Genomic DNA, 18,980 nt, shown 5'->3' with positions numbered 1-18,980 from the left:
TGGTAGCTTGCGGGACGTCACGTGTCGTTGCGGTACGGGGGACGCTCATGGACGGTACGCATACTGCCGGGACGCCAGGATCCGATGCGGAGACGGCCGTGCACAGGCGCCTGCGCACGGCCGTGAACGTGCTGTTCGGCGCGGTGGCCGTGGCGGGCGTCGGCCTGAGCGTCTGGTCCGTGGTCGCGCAGGTGAGCGACCTCCGCGCCCGGTCCGAGAGCGGTGAGCGCATCGAGGCCGGGTGCGACGGACTCGTCGACCCCGGCCGGGTGCTCGGGCTGAACGGGGGCATCGACCGGGCGGTGACGTCCGCCCACCTCGGCGAGATCACCGACCGGCAGGTCACCTGCGTCGTCTACCGGGGCGGCGATCCGGGCACGACATACGGGCACTTCGCCCTGACCCTCACCGCGCACCGGGCCGACCCGGCCGATCCGGACTTCGTGGGGAGCGGGGTCATCGTCGACGACAGGCCCTTCGAACGCGGCCGCGGCGGCGTGGACGAGGACACGACCGTGGCGGACAGCGCCGTGCCGCACCCCCTGGGTGACGGCGCGCTCGGTGAGTACGGGAGCCACCGGGTGACGGCCAGGGCCCTGTGCGCCGACGGTGGCAGGAACTCCTCCGTCGAGGCCTCCGCGATCACCGGGTACCCGGACCCCACCACGTCAGAGGACCGCCGCACGCTCGCCGCTCTGGCGCGGCAGGCGGTGGAGAGGGCCGCCGTGAAGCGGGGCTGTTCAGCCGAACTGCCCGCGCTGCCGGCCGAGTTCCCCGAGCCGACGACCGCCCTCCGCCCGGCGGCCGAGGCCGGTGGCACGTGTGCCTGGTACGGGCGTCTCATAGCCGCCGAGGGCCGTGGCTCGCTTCCCGACCGCGCCCTGGCAGCGCCGGCCGGGAAGGCGAGCGCCCATGACGCCTGTCTGCTGGCCCTGAGCGAGGACGAGGCGGTGAGGATCTGGCCCGCGTACGAGAGGACCACCGAAAGTCCGCGCGACATCGCCATGGTGCTCTCGCTCTCTCCCCTGTGGATGAAGACCGAGACCCTCGTCGGTGACAGCACCAGGGACGTGCGCACCGGTCTGCCGTCCCGCACCGGGATCCGTCCCGGCACCGCGGGCACGGACGCTCTCGCCTGGTGGGCCTCCTCCGTCTGCGACGGCCGGCCCGCTCTGCACCTGATGCAGGTCTCCCACCCGTACGACAGCATGCTCCGCGACCGGCTGGAGCCCTTCTTCCGGGCGTACGTCGACGACGCCACCGGGCGCCGAGGCTGCACCGGAGTCACCTTCCCCGAGGCGGAGTCCGCGCGGGACCGAGTGCCCGCACGGTGGGTGCGCGTGGTCACGGGCGGCGGTTAGTCTCGCCCGTATGCCCCCGGCCAGGAAACGCTCGCGCGCCTATGACTTCAGCCGGACCCGCAGTGCGGTCCTGGCCCAGTTCGACCGTGTCCGGGAGGGGGTGGCCGCGCTGACGGAGGACCAGCTGGCCGCTCCGTCCGGGCTGGGGGAGTGGACCGTCCGGGACCTCGTGGCGCACATGACGTCGGCGCTGGAGCGGGTCAGCCGGGCCATGGAACAGCCGGCGCCGTCCGGTGGGCCCAAGCCGGAGATCGCCCTGCTGGAGTGGCCGTTCTCCACCGCCGGGAGCGCCAGGGGTATCGCCGACGACGCCCGGGAACTCGCCGAGGCCCACCCCGACCTCGACGCGCTGTACGCGGAGACCGCGGCGCGGTTCGCGGAGTCGGTGCCCACCGACGACGGTGACCGGCTGGTGGCGACCCGGGCGGGCACGATGCGGCTGGGCGACTTCCTGGTGACCCGGACCGTCGAACTCGTCGTGCACACGGACGACCTCGACCGCGCGGCCGGTCTCTCCATCGGCCACGACCGGCAGGCGCTCGCCGCCTGCACCCGGCTGCTCGCCGACGCGCTCGCGGACAGGGCGCCCGGCGGCTCGGTCGAGGTGCGCGTCCCGCCCTTCGCCGTCGTCCAGTGCATCGGCGGTCCCAAGCACACCCGGGGCACGCCACCCAACGTGGTGGAGACGGACCCGCTGACCTGGGTCCGCCTGGCCACCGGGCGTACCCGGTGGGCGGAGGCGCTCGACGCGGCGCGGGTCAGCGCCAGTGGTGAGCGGGCCGATCTGGCCCCACTGCTCCCGCTGATGGGCTGATTGGAACCGGATCGGCTACTCGATCCGTCCCAGGGCCATGCGCAAACAACGTATGGCTGTCAGCGTCCTTGCCGTCCTCACCCTCGCCGCCTGCGGTACGGAGTCGGGCTCCTCCGGAGCGGGTTCGGGGGACGGCGGCGGAACCGTGCGGACCGGGCCGTCGATGACCGGTGTCCACTGGAGCGTGTCCTCCCTGACCGTCGGCGGGAAGAAGAGCACCGCCCCGGCCGGAGCCCACGTCGAGTTCGGCACCGACGGGAAGGTCACGGGGAACCTGGGCTGCAACCGCTACACCGCCGACGCCCGTGTCGAGGGGGACAAGGTCAGTGTCGGGCCGCGCACGACCACCGGGATGGGGTGCGAGACGGATGTCCAGCAGTTCGAGGAGGCGTTGGGCCGGGCCCTCACCGGCGAGCTCGATGCCGCCGTGGCGGGACGGGGCGAGGCGAAGACCCTGACCCTGACCACCGCGGAGGGTGACTCCATCGCCCTGGCCTCGGAGGCTCCGGCCCCGCTCGCGGGCACCGCGTGGAAGGTCACCGGACTGGTGTCCGGCAGCACGGCCGCCTCCCTGCCGTCCGGTACGGAGAACAAGGCGCACCTCACCTTCGGCGAGGACGGATCGGTGGAGGGGAGCCTCGGCTGCAACTCCTTCCACGGCACGGCGGAGGTCACCGGCTCCACCATCACCTTCGGCGCGCTCGCCTCCACCAGGAAGATGTGTCCGGGCCCCGAGATGGAGCTGGAGCGGGCGCTGAACGGCGTACTGGCGGGGAGGACGACGTACGAGATCGAGCACCGCTCGCTGTCGATCGAGGCGAAGAGCGGCAAGGGGCTCGTCGCGTCGGCCCCGGCGGCCGAGGGCTCGGCCGGCCGGGGCTGAAGCGCTCGGGAGGCGGCGGCCCCTCAGGAGCCCGTGGGATACGGGAGCAGGCCGGAGTCCGTCCTCTCCCAGGCGGCCCGCAGTTCGGCCAGGCGCTCCGGCTCGGCCGCCGCGCGGTCGGCCTGCTCGCGCTGGTCGTCGGCCAGGTGGAACAGCTGGTCCTTGCCGGCCTTCCCGCGGTAGTACTTCCAGTCGCCGCGTCGGAGCGCGCGTTCCCCGCGCACCCGCCAGAACAGGTCGCGTTCCTTCGGCGCCTCGTCCCGCAGCAGGTATCCGGCGAGGCTGACGCCGTCCAGCGGGTGGGCGGGGTCCGGCCGCGCCCCGCCGAGTTCCAGCAGGGTCGCCGTCCAGTCGGGGGAGAACACGGGCAGGTCGCTGACCTGGTGACCGTCGATGCGCGCGGGCCAGCGCAGCACCGAGGGGACGCGGATGCCGCCCTCCTGGAGTGAGCTCTTGTTGCCGGACAGCGGCCAGTTGTAGGAGAACCGCTCACCGCCGTTGTCGCTGGCGAAGAAGACCAGGGTGTTTTCCTCCTGACCCGACCGCTTGAGCGCCTTCAGCACCTCGCCGACCGAGCGGTCCAGATCCTCGACCATCTCCGTGTACTTCTGGATCGATCCTCCGTCGGCGTGCCGGAGCGCACCTCTGTCTCCTGCCTTGATCCGCCGGACGATCTCGGCACCGGTCTCCGTGTCGCCGTCGGCGATCCACGGCCAGTGCGGGGTGGTGAAGTTCAGGTTCAACAGCCAGGGCTTGTCGTGATCACGCTGCACGTACTCGCTCGCCCGTTCCGTGAGGATCCGGGTGTAGTAGCGGAGGTCCTTGTACTCGGCGTCGCCCTCGTACAGGTCGTACTCACCGCCGAGACCGAGCTTGGAGTAGTACTCCAGGGCTCCGCCGAAGTTCCCGAAGAACTCGTCCCAGCCTGATCTCGTGGGGCTGTAGTCAGGCAGGTAGCCGCAGTGCCACTTGCCGATCAGCGCGGTCGCGTAGCCGGCGCCGCTCAGCAGGGAGGCCAGGGTCGGGTGCGTGGGCTCCAGCCCCGCCGACCTGTCGGCGATGGGCTCCGAGAGCCCGCCCTTCGTGCGCCCGGGGTAGCGCCCCGTGTAGAGGCTGAACCGGGTGGGTGAGCAGGTGGCGGAGCCGGAGTAGGCGTTCGTGAACCGCACTCCCTGACGCCCGAGTCCGTCCAGGTGGGGGGTGCGTATGTGCGGGGACCCGTATGAGGAGAGATCAGCCCAGCCGAGGTCGTCGCCGAGGATGAAGAGGATGTTGGGCCGGCGCGCGTGCCTGCCCCGGGCGGCTCGGAACGGCCGCTCCCGCGGCAGGGCGTCGCCGACCGTCCCGGAAGCGGCGGCGGCCGGGACGGTCGCCTGCGCGCCGACGGCGGCCGTGGCGGCGGTCGCACCCACCGCCGTGGTGAAGGCACGCCGGCTCAGGGGTGAGTCGGAACGATTGTTCGAACTGGAATTCGAATCACGAGAATCGCGAGAGGTCATGAGGTCTCCTGGGCGGTCCTCGGCCGCCCGAGGGCGGGGCGCGAGGGGAATGGGCGCGACGGACCCCGTCGGGCGAGGGGGCGCCGACGGCGCACCCGGTCACCAGGGCCGGAAGGCGGAAAAGGGGAGGAGATGTGCGCACGCGTACCGAAGTTCGGGGCGGAAGCCCTACGGGAGGCTCCGGGGGTGCGGCAGGCTCAGGCGCAGCGACAGATGGCGCTCGCGACACGTCCCAGATCGACGTGGCGGCGCTCCACGAGCGTGACCGAAAGATCACCGAGGGGCTGCATGGGCATGGAGCCTGCCAACGAGGCATGGGCCTGTCAACGGTGGTCTCGAACTGCGGACAACTGTCCTGGCCGCGTCGGGCCGGGGTGGCGGTGGGTGCCCGAAGCGGCCCTCAAGGGTCCGTGGTCCCGAGCGCGCGGTGTGAGGCTCGCCACGAAACGAGCGTTCGGCCACCGACCGCCCCATCGACCGGGCCGGCCCACCCGACGCCACGAGCGGAGCGATCGTGGCGCGGGGCCGTCGAGTCGCCCGACCGGCCGGGAACCGCCACCTGGAGCGGGTGGCGGGCGCTGTGGGGCCCTCCGGGGCCGGGGCGGCGAGTCGGCCGCGATCACCCGGAGTGATCACCCGACCTCGGTCGGGATCCCGGTGGCCGACGGCCCCCGGGCCCGTCGGCAGCCCCTGCCAGGGGGTCACCCAATTCGGACCGGTGGTCGATCTCGCCTACACTCGGTGGCGTGCCTCGTGGTGATGGACGACTCAACCACGACCTGCTCCCCGGAGAGAAAGGCCCCCAGGACGCTTGTGGCGTCTTCGGTGTCTGGGCTCCCGGCGAAGAGGTCGCCAAGCTCACCTATTTCGGACTGTATGCCCTGCAGCACCGTGGACAGGAGTCCGCGGGCATCGCAGTGAGCAACGGGTCCCAGATCCTGGTCTTCAAAGACATGGGACTGGTCTCGCAGGTCTTCGACGAAACGTCTCTGGGATCGCTCCAGGGCCATATCGCGGTCGGTCATGCCCGCTACTCCACCACCGGTGCCTCGGTGTGGGAGAACGCGCAGCCGACGTTCCGTGCCACCGCGCACGGCTCGATCGCCCTGGGTCACAACGGCAACCTGGTCAACACGGCGCAGCTCGCCGAGATGGTCGCCGACCTCCCTCGCAGGGACGGCCGCGCCACCCAGGTCGCGGCGACCAACGACACCGATCTGGTGACCGCGCTGCTCGCCGGACAGCGGGACGAGGACGACAAGCCGCTCACCGTCGAGGAGGCCGCCGTCAAGGTGCTTCCCGAGGTCAAGGGCGCCTTCTCGCTGGTCTTCATGGACGAGCACACCCTCTACGCCGCCCGCGACCCGCAGGGCATCCGCCCGCTGGTCCTCGGCCGGCTCGAGCGGGGCTGGGTGGTGGCCTCGGAGTCCGCCGCCCTCGACATCTGCGGTGCCAGCTTCGTCCGTGAGATCGAGGCGGGCGAGCTCGTCGCCATCGACGAGAACGGCCTCCGCAGCACCCGATTCGCAGAAGCGAAGCCCAAGGGCTGTGTCTTCGAGTACGTCTATCTGGCCCGCCCCGACACCGACATCGCCGGGCGGAACGTCTACCTCTCCCGCGTCGAGATGGGCCGCAAGCTGGCGGCCGAGGCCCCCGCCGAGGCGGATCTCGTCATAGCGACGCCGGAATCGGGAACCCCCGCGGCCATCGGTTACGCCGAGGCGAGCGGAATTCCGTTCGGTGCCGGTCTGGTCAAGAACGCCTACGTCGGCCGGACCTTCATCCAGCCCTCGCAGACCATCCGCCAGCTGGGCATCCGTCTCAAGCTCAATCCGCTCAAGGAAGTCATCAAGGGCAAGCGCCTGGTGGTCGTCGACGACTCGATCGTCCGCGGCAACACCCAGCGCGCCCTGGTGAGGATGCTCCGTGAGGCGGGCGCGGCCGAGATCCACATCCGGATCTCCTCCCCGCCCGTGAAGTGGCCCTGCTTCTTCGGCATCGACTTCGCGACACGCGCCGAGCTGATCGCCAACGGCATGTCCGTCGACGAGATCGCCACCTCCATGGGTGCCGACTCCCTCGCGTACATCTCGCTCGACGCGATGGTGGAGGCGACGACGATCGCCAAGCCGAATCTGTGCCGCGCCTGCTTCGACGGCGAATACCCGATGGAGCTCCCGGACCCGGAGCTGCTCGGCAAGCAGCTGCTGGAGACCGAGCTGGCGGCCGGCCCCGCCGCGACCGCGGCGGCCGACGCGCTGCGTCGTCCGTGACCCGGACCGACCGGCTGCTTACCCACCAGCCCCGTATTCCCACACGAAAGATCCCGGGCAATGTCTGAGACAACAGGTGCTTCCTACGCTGCGGCGGGCGTCGACATCGAAGCCGGTGACCGCGCCGTCGAGCTGATGAAGGAGTGGGTGAAGAAGACGCAGCGCCCCGAGGTCGCGGGCCTCGGCGGCCTCGGCGGCTTCGCCGGCCTCTTCGACGCCTCGGCGCTCAAGCGTTACGAGCGCCCGCTGCTCGCCTCCGCCACCGACGGCGTCGGCACGAAGGTCGATCTGGCCCGGCAGATGGGTGTGTACGACACGATCGGTCACGACCTCGTCGGCATGGTCGTCGACGACCTGGTCGTCTGCGGCGCGGAACCGCTGTTCATGACCGACTACATCTGTGTCGGCAAGGTGCACCCCGAGCGTGTCGCGGCCATCGTGAAGGGCATCGCCGAAGGCTGTGTCCTGGCGGGCTGCGCACTCGTCGGCGGCGAGACGGCCGAGCACCCGGGCCTGCTGGGTCCGGACGACTTCGACGTCGCGGGTGCCGGTACCGGCGTGGTCGAGGCCGACCGTCTGCTGGGTCCCGACCTCATCCGCAAGGGTGACGCGGTGATCGCGATGGCGTCGTCCGGTCTTCACTCGAACGGGTACTCGCTCGTCCGCCACGTGGTCTTCGACCGGGCCGGCTGGACCCTGGACCGCCAGGTCGAGGAGTTCGGCCGGACGCTCGGCGAGGAACTCCTGGAGCCCACGAGGATCTACTCCCTGGACTGCTTGGCGCTGACCCGCACGACCGAGGTGCACGGCTTCAGCCACGTCACCGGCGGCGGCCTGGCGAACAACCTGGCCCGGGTGATCCCGGACGGACTGCACGCCACGGTCGACCGTTCCACCTGGACGCCGGGCGCCGTCTTCGACCTGGTCGGCAAGGCCGGGAACGTCGAGCGGCTGGAGCTGGAGAAGACGCTCAACATGGGTGTCGGGATGATCGCGATCGTCCCGGCCGACTCGGTGGACGCGGCTCTGACGACTCTGGCCGACCGCGGTGTCGACTCCTGGGTCGCCGGCGAGATCACCGAGCGCGGGGACCACGCCACGGGCGCCGAGCTGACCGGCGGCTACGCACGTTAGGACGCTTCACCCGTCGGTCCGGTACACCACCGGGCCGGCGGGTGGTGCCGGGGTGGTCCGCACACCGTGTGCGATCGCCCCGCCCATCCGGACCGGGACAGCACAGAACCCGGTCCGGGCAGGCCCGGACCGGGTTGATGTGTCAGCGCGAGGTCAAGCGCCGCGGCGCTGTGACGACGGACCGGACTGGTCGTCCTCGTCCGCGTCCTCGTTGTTGTACTGATTCGCGTACTGTGCGTACGGGTCATCTTCCTCGTCGTCGTCCTCGAACGGTTCTGCGTTCGGTGGCTGACTCGAAGGTGATGCGCCCAGCTCATTGGCCAGACGCGACAGATCAGTCCCGCCGCTGCTGTACTTCAGCTGACGGGCGACCTTGGTCTGCTTGGCCTTTGCCCGGCCGCGCCCCATGGCTCGACCCCCTCGGTGACGGGGCTCGACGGCCCCAGAGTCTTGACACGCGTTCATGTTTCAGGACGGACTCTCAGCAGAGAGACCGCGCCCGTGGCTTTAACGGTACCTGCTTCCTCGGCCATACGGTACGCCGCCCGCGTCACGTGCCTCGGTGCAGGACCGTAGAGGAGCCCGTCCTCGCTGGTCAGCCCCGATTTTAACCTCTTACGGACGCCCGACCCGCCGACCCGAGTGAGTCTTGTCTCCCCGGCTGCGGGCCGACGGCTCAGGGGCGATCCTCCGCCACCGGGCCGGCCCTACGGGCCCGTGGCGGAAGGTCTGCGCCGCGGTGACGGGTCAGCGACGACGGGCGTCCGCCATCCGCTGTTCGGCGATCCGGTCGGCCGCCGCGGCCGGCGGAATCCCGTCCGCCTTCGCACGTGCGAATATGGCCAGCGTGGTGTCGAAGATCTTCGCGGCTTTCGCCTTGCACCGGTCGAAGTCGAAACCGTGGAGTTCGTCGGCGACCTGGATCACGCCACCGGCGTTCACCACATAGTCCGGTGCGTACAGAACCGATCGGTCGGCGAGGTCCTTCTCGATGCCCGTGTGGGCGAGCTGGTTGTTGGCGGCGCCGCACACCACCTTGGCGGTGAGCACGGGAACGCTCGCGTCGTTCAGCGCACCACCCAGCGCGCACGGGGCGTAGATGTCCAGCCCCTCGGTGCGGATCAGCGCGTCCGTGTCCACGGCCACGGAGACCTCGGGGTGCGCGTCGGTGATCCGGCGTACGGACTCCTCGCGCACGTCCGTCACGATGACTTCGGCGCCGTCGCTCAGCAGGTGCTCGACCAGGTGCCGGCCGACCTTGCCGACGCCCGCGACGCCTACCGTGCGGCCACGCAGCGTGGGGTCGCCCCACAGGTGCTGCGCGGAGGCCCGCATGCCCTGGAAGACGCCGAACGCGGTGAGCACGGAGGAGTCCCCCGCGCCGCCGTTCTCGGGGGAGCGGCCGGTGGTCCAGCGGCACTCCCGGGCGACGACGTCCATGTCGGCGACGTACGTGCCGACATCACAGGCGGTCACATAACGTCCGCCGAGCGAGGCGACGAACCGTCCGTAGGCCAGGAGCAGTTCCTCGGTCTTGATCCGGTCGGGATCGCCGATGACGACGGCCTTGCCGCCGCCGTGGTCCAGGCCGGCCATGGCGTTCTTGTACGACATGCCGCGCGAGAGGTTCAGCGCGTCCGCGACGGCTTCCTCCTCGGAGGCGTACGGGTAGAAGCGTGTACCGCCGAGGGCGGGGCCGAGCGCGGTGGAGTGGAGGGCGATCACGGCCTTGAGGCCGGTGGCACGGTCCTGGCAGATCACGACCTGCTCGTGGCCTCCCTGATCCGAGTGGAACAGGGTGTGCAGGACGCCGTTGGTCACATCGGTCACTGTGGTGACTCCCAAGTACGAAGCGGCGGAAGACCCTCCTGAAGGTGGGGAGGGCCCCGGTCGGCCTGTACCGGCCGACCGACTGGCAAGAGCGTAAGACCTCGTGACACGTAGATCTGTTCCCTGACCGGGATCACCCCCCTGTGGAGTATCGGCGTGACACGATTCACCGCATGTCGGTGGTGTCTTCGGTGCTCGTCCCTTACGCGTCCTACCTGCGGGTGTACGAGCCGCTCGCCGCCTTCCGTGAACCCGAACGGGGTCACTGGACGCGTTACGCGCGGCGTTCCGTCCTCCCCACGGCCCAGGACGAACTGCGGCGCTCACTGGCGGGCTTGGTCTCCACCCCACCGGTCGCGGTGCCGGTGCACGAGAGCGGTGACGCCTTCGTCGCGGTGGTCGACGGGGTGGTCTGTGTCTGCCCGTGGCGCACGAGGATGCGTGGCTGGCTCGCCTTGAGCGAACTGGGGGGTCTGTTTCCGGCCACCGTGCTGGACGCGGTGCTGCCTCCCGTGGTGCGGGGGCAGGCGGCGGCGGACCACGAGCGGTGGGCCGAGCGGAACCCGGACGCCCGCCCCTGGATCCGGACCACCGTGTGGCATGTGCCGGTGCGTTGGTTCGTCCTGTTCGACGACGAGGAGCGGGAGTACGTGAGCGCCGGCGCGGACGGTTCCGGCAGTGCCGCCGACGGCAGGCTGATGCGTTACCGGACCCCGATGGTGCAGGCACGGCGCAGGCTGGCGAGGGCGCTGCGCACGCTGCGGGAGACCGTCGACGAAGGCCCGCTGGCCGAGGGGCTCGTGGAGGTGGGGCGGTGGCTGGAGGAGTTCCACCCGCGCGCCATGGTCGAGCTGGACTACGGCGGTCTGGTCCACGCGCTGAGCGGCGCGCAGCTCGCCGCGGACCGCTCGGCCGCGGATGTCGCCGAGGGCATCGCGGCGTTGCGCGACGGGGACAGCGATGCGGCGGGTGTCGCGTACGGACGTCTGGCCGACCGCTGGCGGGCGGTGCGTGGCCTGCAGTCCTCCAACTAGCCTTAAATGGTGTGAAGTGGAACGCTCTGCTGCATAGAGGTGCTATCCGCAGGGAAGAGACATCCTGTGAGGTGTCCGACATCCGTGGGCACCGAGGGAGGCCGGCGGAGGTGAACGGAGATGCCCTGAGGGCAACTGGCGGGCCGTGAACCTCTGTCGAGTGTGACGCGTGTGACAGGTGGGGCGGGAATGCGCTCACGGGGTCGGGACCTACGTCCTGAACCGGGCCTTTGTCTCAAGCGTGATGGATAGCACTAACGGGGCCCTTGCGCCCTTCCCTACTCCTCGTGCCAAAATAGGACAAGGAGTCCGGGGAGGGCTCCGTTCGTCCAACTGTGGGCGGAATGCTTTGTATTGCACGCTATGGGGGGTCTGACGACTTCTGACGACTCCTGGTTGCCCTGTGACTGATCGTTACCGGTGAGTGACTGTCCGCTATGGCATGGTCCATCGGCTTCCGTCTCGGATGGGCGCCTGGGAGGGCAATTCCATCGGTTTGGCCGACGTGGCTGGACGGATGGTGTAGTTGTAGTGCCGAAGACAAGCCGTTCGTCCTATAACCGACTCGGCCTGCGTCTGCCATTTCGGGCAACGTGGGTCAAGGTGCAGAATTTAGAGGAAAGAACCGAGATGGTTCGGTTCTCCCGAGGAGGCCGCTCATGACCGCTCGCACCCCTGATGCCGAGCCGCTGCTGACCCCGGCTGAGGTTGCCACGATGTTCCGCGTGGACCCGAAGACGGTCACCCGTTGGGCCAAGGCTGGAAAGCTCACGTCCATCCGCACGCTCGGTGGGCATCGCCGGTACCGCGAGGCAGAGGTCCGCGCACTGCTTGCGGGTATTCCGCAGCAGCGCAGCGAGGCCTGACAGACCCCTGTCGCCGCAGCCACAACAGGGCCGCCGAAGGGTCCCCCAACCCCCGGTGTTCCCACTCATAGCTCCACACGACAGGTGCCCGCCCCAACGGGTCCCATGCCTGTGACATACGGGTAAGTCGTTCGATCGCGCTGGACTCCGCCGGGTCCAGCGCGATCTTTTTGTGTCCTGAGGGTGCTCCCGCATGCCTCGATGGGTGGAGCCGGCGCCCGAACCTGCCGACGGGTCGGTTTGTGGGGAGCCTGTGTGCGACTCCGGTCGGGCGTGTTCGGGCCTGTTCGCCCGGTTCCCGGACGTCGTGGGACGGCTCGGGCGGAACGGTCCGGGATGTACTTCCAGGGCAGTGCAATTGCACATATTAAATTGGTCAGTTGTAGGAAGTGAGTAAAGTCGCTCCTGCGCAGAACGGATTGAGTGACTCCCGTCACATCGGCGACGTCCTGCCACTTACGAGCCTGCCACTGTTCGGCGGCCCCGGCTGCGGCAGTTGGTCATGTCGCGGGAGGACTTTCGCCCCCCGGGTGGTCCGGGGCGCGGTCCGCGAGGCGGTCCCGGGCGTGGCCCGGGGCGCGGTCCGTGAGGTGGTCCGCCCCGGCCCCGTCGTCCGCACCGCCGCCGGGCCCACCGGTGGCGGTCTCCGGGGCCGGTGGCGGCTCGGCCCTGTTGCCGGGCCGGTGGGGTGCGTACGGCGCCTGTGGGGCCGTCAGGGGCTCCATGGCGAGCCGCAGCAGGCGGTGGCAGATCGGACAGTGCGGGGTGAGGTGGCGGTAGCCGGAGGCGGCCGCCAGATGGGCGCGCAGCAGCGCGCGGGTCTCGTGCCTTTCCGTGGGCGCAGACATGCGTGCGGCCTCCCGGTGGACCCGGCCGCCCCGAGTCGAGGGAAACAGGGGCGGACTCCGTCCTACGGGGTTACCCGCGGCGGGAGCCGGCGTCAAGACGCACGAAAGCCCGGATCCAGGGGATCCGGGCTTTCGTCTACTGCGGTCCTGACGGGATTTGAACCCGCGGCCTCCACCTTGACAGGGTGGCGAGCACTCCAAACTGCTCCACAGGACCAGGTTTTCGCTGCCGTTCTCTCGTCCGGCTGCGAAGACAGACTGTACAGGAGGTCCGCGGGCCAGGTCGAACTCACCGACAGTGGTGGATCCGTCACGCCCTCGCGGGCGGTCGGCTCATGGTGCCGCCGCGTCGATCGCCTTCACGATCCGCTTGTCCGAAACGGGCTGTGCGGTGCCCAGGGCGTGCGCGAAGTAGCTCACGCGCAGCTCCTCGATCATCCAGCGGATGTCCAGGACGTCCTGCGGTACGGGCCGTCCCTGCGGCAGCTGTTCGAGCAGCCAGGCGTACTCGTCCTGCATCTCGTGGACCTTCTCCATGCGCGTGGTGTCGCGCTGGACGTTCGTCGGCATCTGCTGCAGCCGGCGGTCCTCCGCGACCAGGTAGCGCATCAGGTCGGGCAGCCTGCGCAGTCCGGTCGCGGTGGCGAACCCGGGTGGCATCAGGCGGGCCAGGTGATCCCGTACGTCCGTGACGTTGTTGATCAGGACCAGGCTGTTCGTCGCCTTCAGCCGGCGCTCGCAGGCCTGCCAGGCGGCCAGGATCTGCTGCACCTGGCCGACCGTGCGGACGGTGAGGTCCACGAGGTCGGCGCGGACCTTGTCGTAGAGATTCCGGTAGGACGCCTCGTCCCAGGCCGGGCCGCCGTGCGCGGCGATCAGCCGGTCGGCGGCGGCCGTCGCGCAGTCGTCGAACAGGGCCTGGATGGACCCGTGCGGGTTACGGGACAGCGCGAGCTTCTGCTGGTTGGTGAGCTTGTCCGAGGCGAACTTCGCCGGGTTCACCGGGATGTTCAGCAGGATCAGCTTCCGGGTGCCCCGCCACATCGCCTGCTGCTGCTCGGCCTGTGTGTCGAAGAGCCGTACGGCGACGCTCTCGCCCTGGTCGACGAGGGCCGGGTACGCCTTGACCGGCTGTCCGGCCCGCCGGGTCTCGAAGATCCGGTCCAGCGTGCCGATCGTCCAGTCCGTGAGCCCCGAACGCTCGATGGACTCGCCCGAGGGCCCCGCGGTGGCCGCGGCGGCCTTGGAGAGTGCCTGGCGGGCCTTGGGGCGCAGCTGGACCTTCAGCGCTTCCAGGTCCTTGTCCTCGGCGACCTTGCGGCGCCGTTCGTCGGTGATCCGGAAGGTGATCTTCAGATGGTCCGGGATCCGTGACAGGTCGAAGTCTTCCGCCGTCACGGGCACGCCGACCATCCGCTGGAGCTCACGGGCGAGCGTGAGCGGCAGGGGCTCCTGGAGGGGGACCGCGCGGTCCAGGAACTTCGCCGCGTAGTCCGGGGCGGGGACGTAGTGCCGGCGGATCGGCTTGGGGAGTGAGCGGATGAGCTCCGTGACCACCTCCGCGCGCAGGCCCGGGATCTGCCAGTCGAAGCCCTCCGAGGTGACCTGGTTGAGGACCTGGAGCGGGATGTGGACGGTCACGCCGTCGGCGTCCGCGCCCGGCTCGAACTGGTAGGTCACCCGGAACTTGAGCTTTCCCTGACGCCAGGAGTCCGGGTAGTCGTCCTTGGTGACCGCCCCGGCCTTCTCGTTGATGAGCATCGAGCGCTCGAAGTCGAGCGCGTCCGGCTCGTCCCGTCGCTTGTGCTTCCACCAGGAGTCGAAGTGCGCGCCGGAGACGATGTGCTCCGGGATCCGCTGATCGTAGAAGTCGAAGAGCGTCTCGTCGTCCACGAGGATGTCGCGCCGCCGGGCGCGGTGCTCCAACTCCTCGACCTCGCCCAGCAGTTTGCGATTGTCATGGAAGAACTGGTGGTGGGTGCGCCAGTCCCCCTCGACCAGGGCGTTGCGGATGAACAGATCGCGCGACGCCTCCTGGTCGATCCGGCCGAAATTGATCTTGCGCTGGGCGACGATGGGCACCCCGTAGAGCGTGACCCTCTCGTACGCCATCACCGCGGCCTGGTCCTTCTCCCAGTGCGGCTCGCTGTACGTGCGCTTCAGCAGGTGCTGCGCGAGCGGCTCGATCCACTCCGGCTCGACCTTGGCGTTGACCCGGGCCCACAGGCGGGACGTCTCGACCAGCTCGGCCGACATCACGAAACGCGGCTGCTTCTTGAACAGCGCGGAACCGGGGAAGATCGCGAACTTGGCGCTGCGGGCGCCCAGGTACTCGTTCTTCTCGGTGTCCTTCAGCCCGATGTGCGACAGCAGGCCGGCCAGCAGCGAGGTGTGCACCGACTGCTCCGGCGCGTCGGCGCCCGTCGAGGACTCCTTGACCTCGATGCCCATCTGCTTGGCGACCGTACGCAGCTGGGCGTAGATGTCCTGCCACTCACGGATCCGCAGGAAGTTCAGGTACTCCTGCTTGCACATCCGGCGGAAGCTGGAGGAACCGCGCTCCTTCTGCTGTTCCCGGATGTAGCGCCACAGGTTCAGGAACGCCAGGAAGTCGGACGTCTCGTCCTTGAAGCGGGCGTGGTTCTGATCGGCCTGGGTCTGCTTCTCCGAGGGCCGCTCGCGCGGGTCCTGGATGGAGAGCGCCGCGGCGATGACCATGACCTCGCGGGCGCAGCCGTTCTTCTCGGCCTCGATGACCATGCGGGCCAGGCGCGGGTCGACGGGCAGCTGGGAGAGCTTGCGGCCCAGCGGGGTGAGGCGCTTCTTGGGGTCCTTCTCCGCGGGATCCAGCGCCCCCAGCTCCTGGAGCAGCTGGACGCCGTCGCGGATGTTGCGGTGGTCCGGCGGGTCGATGAAGGGGAACTTCTCGATGTCGCCGAGGCCGGCGGCGGTCATCTGGAGGATGACCGATGCCAGGTTGGTCCGCAGGATCTCCGGATCGGTGAACTCCGGGCGGGTCACGAAGTCGTCCTCGGAGTACAGCCGGATGCAGATGCCGTCCGACGTACGGCCGCAGCGGCCCTTGCGCTGGTTGGCGCTGGCCTGCGAGATCCGCTCGATCGGCAGCCGCTGGACCTTGGTGCGGTGGCTGTAGCGGGAGATGCGGGCGTTGCCCGGGTCGATCACGTACTTGATGCCGGGGACGGTCAGCGAGGTCTCGGCGACGTTCGTCGCCAGGACGATCCGGCGTCCCGTGTGGCGCTGGAACACCCGGTGCTGCTCGGCGTGCGAGAGCCGGGCGTAGAGGGGAAGCACCTCGGTGTGTCTGAGGTTGCGCTTGTTCAGCGCGTCCGCGGTGTCGCGGATCTCCCGTTCGCCGGAGAGGAAGACCAGGACATCGCCGGGGGCCTCGTGGTCCAGCTCGTCGACGGCGTCGCAGATCGCGGTGATCTGGTCGCGGTCGGAGTCCTGCGAATCGTCCTCCAGGAGAGGGCGGTAGCGCACCTCCACCGGATACGTCCGGCCGCTGACCTCCACGATCGGCGCCTCGCCGAAGTGCTTCGCGAAGCGCTCCGGATCGATGGTCGCCGAGGTGATGACGACCTTCAGATCAGGGCGCTTGGGCAGCAGCCTGGCCAGATAGCCGAGCAGGAAGTCGATGTTCAGCGACCGCTCGTGGGCCTCGTCGATGATGATCGTGTCGTAGGCGAGGAGCTCGCGGTCCGTCTGGATCTCGGCCAGCAGGATGCCGTCCGTCATCAGCTTCACGAAGGTCGCGTCGGGATTCACCTGGTCGGTGAAGCGCACCTTCCAGCCGACGGCCTCGCCGAGCGGGGTACTCAGCTCGTCCGCGATGCGTTCGGCGACCGTGCGGGCCGCGATCCGGCGGGGCTGGGTGTGCCCGATCATCCCCCGGACACCACGCCCCAGCTCCATGCAGATCTTGGGGATCTGGGTGGTCTTGCCCGAGCCCGTCTCACCCGCGACGATCACGACCTGGTGGTCGCGTATCGCCTCCAGGATCTCGTCCTTCTTCTGGCTGACGGGAAGCTGCTCCGGGTACGACAGAGCGGGCATCCGCGCGGCGCGCCCTGCGAGCCGCTCGGCTGCCTTCCCGGCCTCGGCCGAGATCTCGTCCACCACGGACTGACGGGCCTCGGGCTTGCGGATGCGGCGGGCACCCTCGAGACGGCGGCCGAGCCGGTGCGCGTCGCGGAGCGAGAGCTGCCCGAGCTGGGACTGGAGATCGGCGAAGGAAGTAGACATACGGACCCCAGGATCTCACCCGCGCGCGAGGAGTGGCGAACGCATTTCGTCCGGGCCGTGTCACACCGCTCCGTGAGGGGCGTGCCGTGGTGTCGGGGACCGGGTGGGAGGGCGGAGCGCAGGACGTAGCATTCCGGGCAACTGATCACCCGTTCCCCGTCCGAGGCCGCCCCACGCCTCCGCCCGCACACCCCGCTCGCCCCCCCCCGCACGGAGCGCCGTATGCCCACGCCCACCCGCCCCTCGCCCTCCGCGAAGAAGCCGTCCTCCAGCAGAAAACCGATGCTTTTCGGCCTCGTCGTCGTCCTCGCCGCCGGGATGCTCGGCTTCGTGTCGTACCGGGCGACGGCCCCGGACGAGCCCGCCACCGACGCCCCGGCAGCCGCCACGACCACCGGGCCGGACTCCGACGTCCACCGGGAGCTGGCCGGACTGGCCCGCCGCGACGCCGACGACAAACTGGCACAGGGCCGCACCGACGCCCCCGTCGTCCTCATCGAGTACGCCGACTTCCTGTGCGGCTACTGCGGGAAGTTCGCCCGGGACACCGAACCCGAACTCATCGAGCAGTACGTCGACGACGGCACCCTGCGCATCGAGTGGCGCAACTTCCCGATCTTCGGCAAGGAGTCCGAGGCCGCCGCCCGCGCCTCCTGGGCGGCCGGGCAGCAGGACCGCTTCTGGGCCTTCCACCGGGCCGCCTACGCCGAGGGCGCCAAGGAGAAGGGCTTCGGTGAGGACCGGCTCAGGGAGCTCGCCCGGCAGGCCGGGGTGAAGGACCTCGCCCGGTTCGCGCGCGACACCGACAGCCCGGCGGCAGCGGCAGCGGTCGCCAAGGACCAGGAACAGGCGTACGGCATCGGCGCCACGTCCACACCGTCCTTCCTCATCAACGGCCGCCCCCTGGCCGGAGCCCAGCCGATGGCCGTGTTCACCGAGGCCATCGAGGCCGCGGCGGCGGAGGAAGCGAACGTCGGAAGCGCCGGGGACCCCGCGAAGTGACCCCGGAACTCGGTTACTTCGCCGCCCTGCTCGGCGGGCTCCTCGCCCTGGTCAGCCCGTGCAGCGCCCTGCTGCTGCCGGCCTTCTTCGCGTACTCCGTCGACTCCGCCTCACGGCTGCTGGCGCGTACGGGCATCTTCTACGCCGGTCTCGCCACCACACTGGTCCCGCTCGGCGCCGCCGGCTCGTACGCCGGACGGCTCTTCTACGGGCACCGTGACGCCCTCGTCCTCGGTGCCGGCTGGCTGATCATCGGGCTCGGCATCGCCCAGATCGTCGGGCTGGGCTTCGCCTCCCGGCGGCTCGCCGCCGTCAGCGGCCGGATCCGGCCCACCACCGCCCTCTCCGTCTACGCCCTGGGGGCGGTCTACGGGCTGGCCGGCTTCTGCGCGGGCCCGATCCTCGGCAGTGTCCTCACGGTGGCGGCCGTCAGCGGCAGCCCCGTCTACGGCGGACTGCTGCTCGCCGTCTACGCCCTGGGGATGGCCGTTCCGCTGTTCGTGCTCGCGCTCCTCTGGGAACGCTTCGACCTCGGACGACGGGCCTGGCTGCGCGGCAGGCCGCTGCGGGTCGGCCGTTTCGAACTGCACAGCACCTCGCTGCTCTCCGGCCTCTTCTTCATCGGGCTCGGGGTGCTCTTCCTCGTGTACGACGGGACGACCGCGCTGCCCGGACTCCTGGACGTGGACGACTCGTTCGCCGTCGAGCAGTGGGCGCAGCGCCTCGGTGAGCGGGTGCCGGACGCCCTGGCACTGGGAGCGGTGGCGGCGGTGGGGCTGCTGGTCCTCGGTCTGCAGCTGTGGCGGCGGCGCACCGGGCGGAAGGAAGAGGAAGCGGCCTGAGGAACGACGGAAGCCCCGTCCGTCGGACGGGGCTTCCGGGTGGTGGCTGGGGCCGGGATCGAACCGGCGACCTATCGCTTTTCAGGCGATCGCTCGTACCAACTGAGCTACCCAGCCACGCAGCTCGTACGGGCTGCAGCGGTCCTGACGGGATTTGAACCCGCGGCCTCCACCTTGACAGGGTGGCGAGCACTCCAAACTGCTCCACAGGACCTAGCTAATGTGCGAGACAAGTCTCGCACACCGTAAAGCGTGCCCCCAACGGGATTCGAACCCGTGCTACCGCCTTGAAAGGGCGGCGTCCTGGGCCACTAGACGATGAGGGCTA

Annotated in this window: 15 protein-coding genes and 4 tRNA genes; 9 read left to right on the top strand and 10 right to left on the bottom strand. The window is 70.0% G+C overall.

Features of this window, described 5'->3' with window-relative positions; genetic code table 11:
- The first annotated feature begins 98 nt into the window (after positions 1 to 98).
- The 3 genes from ABT001_RS06440 to ABT001_RS06430 are packed head-to-tail and all read left to right on the top strand — an operon-like array spanning position 99 to position 3,058.
- Complete coding sequence (locus ABT001_RS06440) at positions 99 to 1,361, top strand: hypothetical protein (protein WP_351273210.1); 1,263 nt, start codon at positions 99 to 101, stop codon at positions 1,359 to 1,361.
- Positions 1,362 to 1,371: 10 nt separating this feature from the next.
- A complete protein-coding gene (locus ABT001_RS06435) occupies positions 1,372 to 2,175 on the top strand; it encodes a maleylpyruvate isomerase family mycothiol-dependent enzyme (protein WP_351273207.1) in 804 nt (267 codons plus the stop codon).
- Positions 2,176 to 2,227: 52 nt separating this feature from the next.
- Positions 2,228 to 3,058 carry an META domain-containing protein gene (locus ABT001_RS06430; RefSeq protein ID WP_351273204.1) on the top strand — a complete coding sequence of 277 codons (831 nt, stop codon included), beginning with the start codon at positions 2,228 to 2,230 and terminating at the stop codon, positions 3,056 to 3,058.
- Between the two features lie 23 nt (positions 3,059 to 3,081).
- Here ABT001_RS06430 and ABT001_RS06425 read toward each other — a convergent pair whose 3' ends face one another.
- Both ABT001_RS06425 and ABT001_RS06420 read right to left on the bottom strand, forming a co-directional pair.
- A complete protein-coding gene (locus ABT001_RS06425; protein WP_351273201.1) occupies positions 3,082 to 4,557 on the bottom strand; it encodes a sulfatase family protein in 1,476 nt (491 codons plus the stop codon).
- A gap of 197 nt (positions 4,558 to 4,754) precedes the next feature.
- On the bottom strand, positions 4,755 to 4,847 hold the full coding sequence (locus ABT001_RS06420; RefSeq protein WP_351273646.1) for a putative leader peptide: 93 nt from the start codon (positions 4,845 to 4,847) through the stop codon (positions 4,755 to 4,757).
- A gap of 456 nt (positions 4,848 to 5,303) precedes the next feature.
- Here ABT001_RS06420 and purF point away from each other — a divergent pair, with 456 nt between their 5' ends.
- Together purF and purM are read left to right on the top strand one after the other, a co-directional pair.
- Complete coding sequence (gene purF / locus ABT001_RS06415) at positions 5,304 to 6,830, top strand: amidophosphoribosyltransferase (RefSeq protein ID WP_351273198.1); 1,527 nt, start codon at positions 5,304 to 5,306, stop codon at positions 6,828 to 6,830.
- A 60-nt stretch (positions 6,831 to 6,890) separates the two neighbouring features.
- A complete protein-coding gene (gene purM / locus ABT001_RS06410; RefSeq protein WP_351273195.1) occupies positions 6,891 to 7,964 on the top strand; it encodes a phosphoribosylformylglycinamidine cyclo-ligase in 1,074 nt (357 codons plus the stop codon).
- Positions 7,965 to 8,117: 153 nt separating this feature from the next.
- Here the strand turns inward: purM and ABT001_RS06405 are convergent, their stop codons facing one another.
- On the bottom strand, positions 8,118 to 8,372 hold the full coding sequence (locus ABT001_RS06405; protein ID WP_351273192.1) for a DUF3073 domain-containing protein: 255 nt from the start codon (positions 8,370 to 8,372) through the stop codon (positions 8,118 to 8,120).
- Between the two features lie 339 nt (positions 8,373 to 8,711).
- Positions 8,712 to 9,794, bottom strand: a complete 1,083-nt coding sequence (locus tag ABT001_RS06400) for a Leu/Phe/Val dehydrogenase (RefSeq protein WP_351273189.1) — start codon at positions 9,792 to 9,794, stop codon at positions 8,712 to 8,714.
- A gap of 173 nt (positions 9,795 to 9,967) precedes the next feature.
- Between ABT001_RS06400 and ABT001_RS06395 the strand changes: the two genes are divergently transcribed.
- Together ABT001_RS06395 and bldC are read left to right on the top strand one after the other, a co-directional pair.
- A complete protein-coding gene (locus ABT001_RS06395; RefSeq protein WP_351273186.1) occupies positions 9,968 to 10,828 on the top strand; it encodes a DUF8083 family protein in 861 nt (286 codons plus the stop codon).
- Positions 10,829 to 11,487: 659 nt separating this feature from the next.
- Positions 11,488 to 11,694, top strand: coding sequence for a developmental transcriptional regulator BldC (gene bldC, locus ABT001_RS06390; protein WP_003949541.1), 207 nt, complete (start codon positions 11,488 to 11,490; stop codon positions 11,692 to 11,694).
- Positions 11,695 to 12,194: 500 nt separating this feature from the next.
- Here the strand turns inward: bldC and ABT001_RS06385 are convergent, their stop codons facing one another.
- The 3 genes from ABT001_RS06385 to hrpA all read right to left on the bottom strand — a co-directional run bounded on the left by ABT001_RS06385 (position 12,195) and on the right by hrpA (position 16,808).
- Positions 12,195 to 12,542: a DUF6274 family protein gene (locus ABT001_RS06385; RefSeq protein WP_351273183.1), complete on the bottom strand. Its 348-nt coding sequence runs from the start codon at positions 12,540 to 12,542 to the stop codon at positions 12,195 to 12,197.
- Positions 12,543 to 12,684: 142 nt separating this feature from the next.
- A tRNA-Asp gene (locus ABT001_RS06380) sits at positions 12,685 to 12,759 on the bottom strand.
- Positions 12,760 to 12,875: 116 nt separating this feature from the next.
- Positions 12,876 to 16,808 carry an ATP-dependent RNA helicase HrpA gene (hrpA, locus tag ABT001_RS06375; RefSeq protein ID WP_351273181.1) on the bottom strand — a complete coding sequence of 1,311 codons (3,933 nt, stop codon included), beginning with the start codon at positions 16,806 to 16,808 and terminating at the stop codon, positions 12,876 to 12,878.
- Positions 16,809 to 17,030: 222 nt separating this feature from the next.
- On the opposite strand from hrpA, the gene ABT001_RS06370 reads away from it, so the two are divergent.
- Both ABT001_RS06370 and ABT001_RS06365 read left to right on the top strand, forming a co-directional pair.
- A complete protein-coding gene (locus tag ABT001_RS06370; protein WP_351273178.1) occupies positions 17,031 to 17,810 on the top strand; it encodes a DsbA family protein in 780 nt (259 codons plus the stop codon).
- The gene (locus ABT001_RS06365; protein ID WP_351273175.1) at positions 17,807 to 18,652 is read left to right on the top strand and encodes a cytochrome c biogenesis CcdA family protein; all 846 of its coding nucleotides are present in this window, start codon (positions 17,807 to 17,809) and stop codon (positions 18,650 to 18,652) included. Before ABT001_RS06370 ends, ABT001_RS06365 begins: the two co-directional genes overlap by 4 nt.
- A gap of 40 nt (positions 18,653 to 18,692) precedes the next feature.
- Here ABT001_RS06365 and ABT001_RS06360 read toward each other — a convergent pair.
- From ABT001_RS06360 to ABT001_RS06350, 3 genes are all read right to left on the bottom strand, one after another.
- A tRNA-Phe gene (locus ABT001_RS06360) sits at positions 18,693 to 18,769 on the bottom strand.
- Positions 18,770 to 18,791: 22 nt separating this feature from the next.
- Positions 18,792 to 18,866: transfer RNA gene (locus ABT001_RS06355), tRNA-Asp, on the bottom strand.
- A 39-nt stretch (positions 18,867 to 18,905) separates the two neighbouring features.
- A tRNA-Glu gene (locus ABT001_RS06350) sits at positions 18,906 to 18,978 on the bottom strand.
- Positions 18,979 to 18,980 lie beyond the last annotated feature (2 nt).

It is taken from the genome of Streptomyces sp. NPDC002793, assembly GCF_040295485.1.
In the GTDB taxonomy this organism is placed as follows: domain Bacteria; phylum Actinomycetota; class Actinomycetes; order Streptomycetales; family Streptomycetaceae; genus Streptomyces.
The sequence above is the reverse complement of the archived record's forward strand: the minus strand, read 5'-3'. Positions and strand labels throughout refer to the sequence as shown.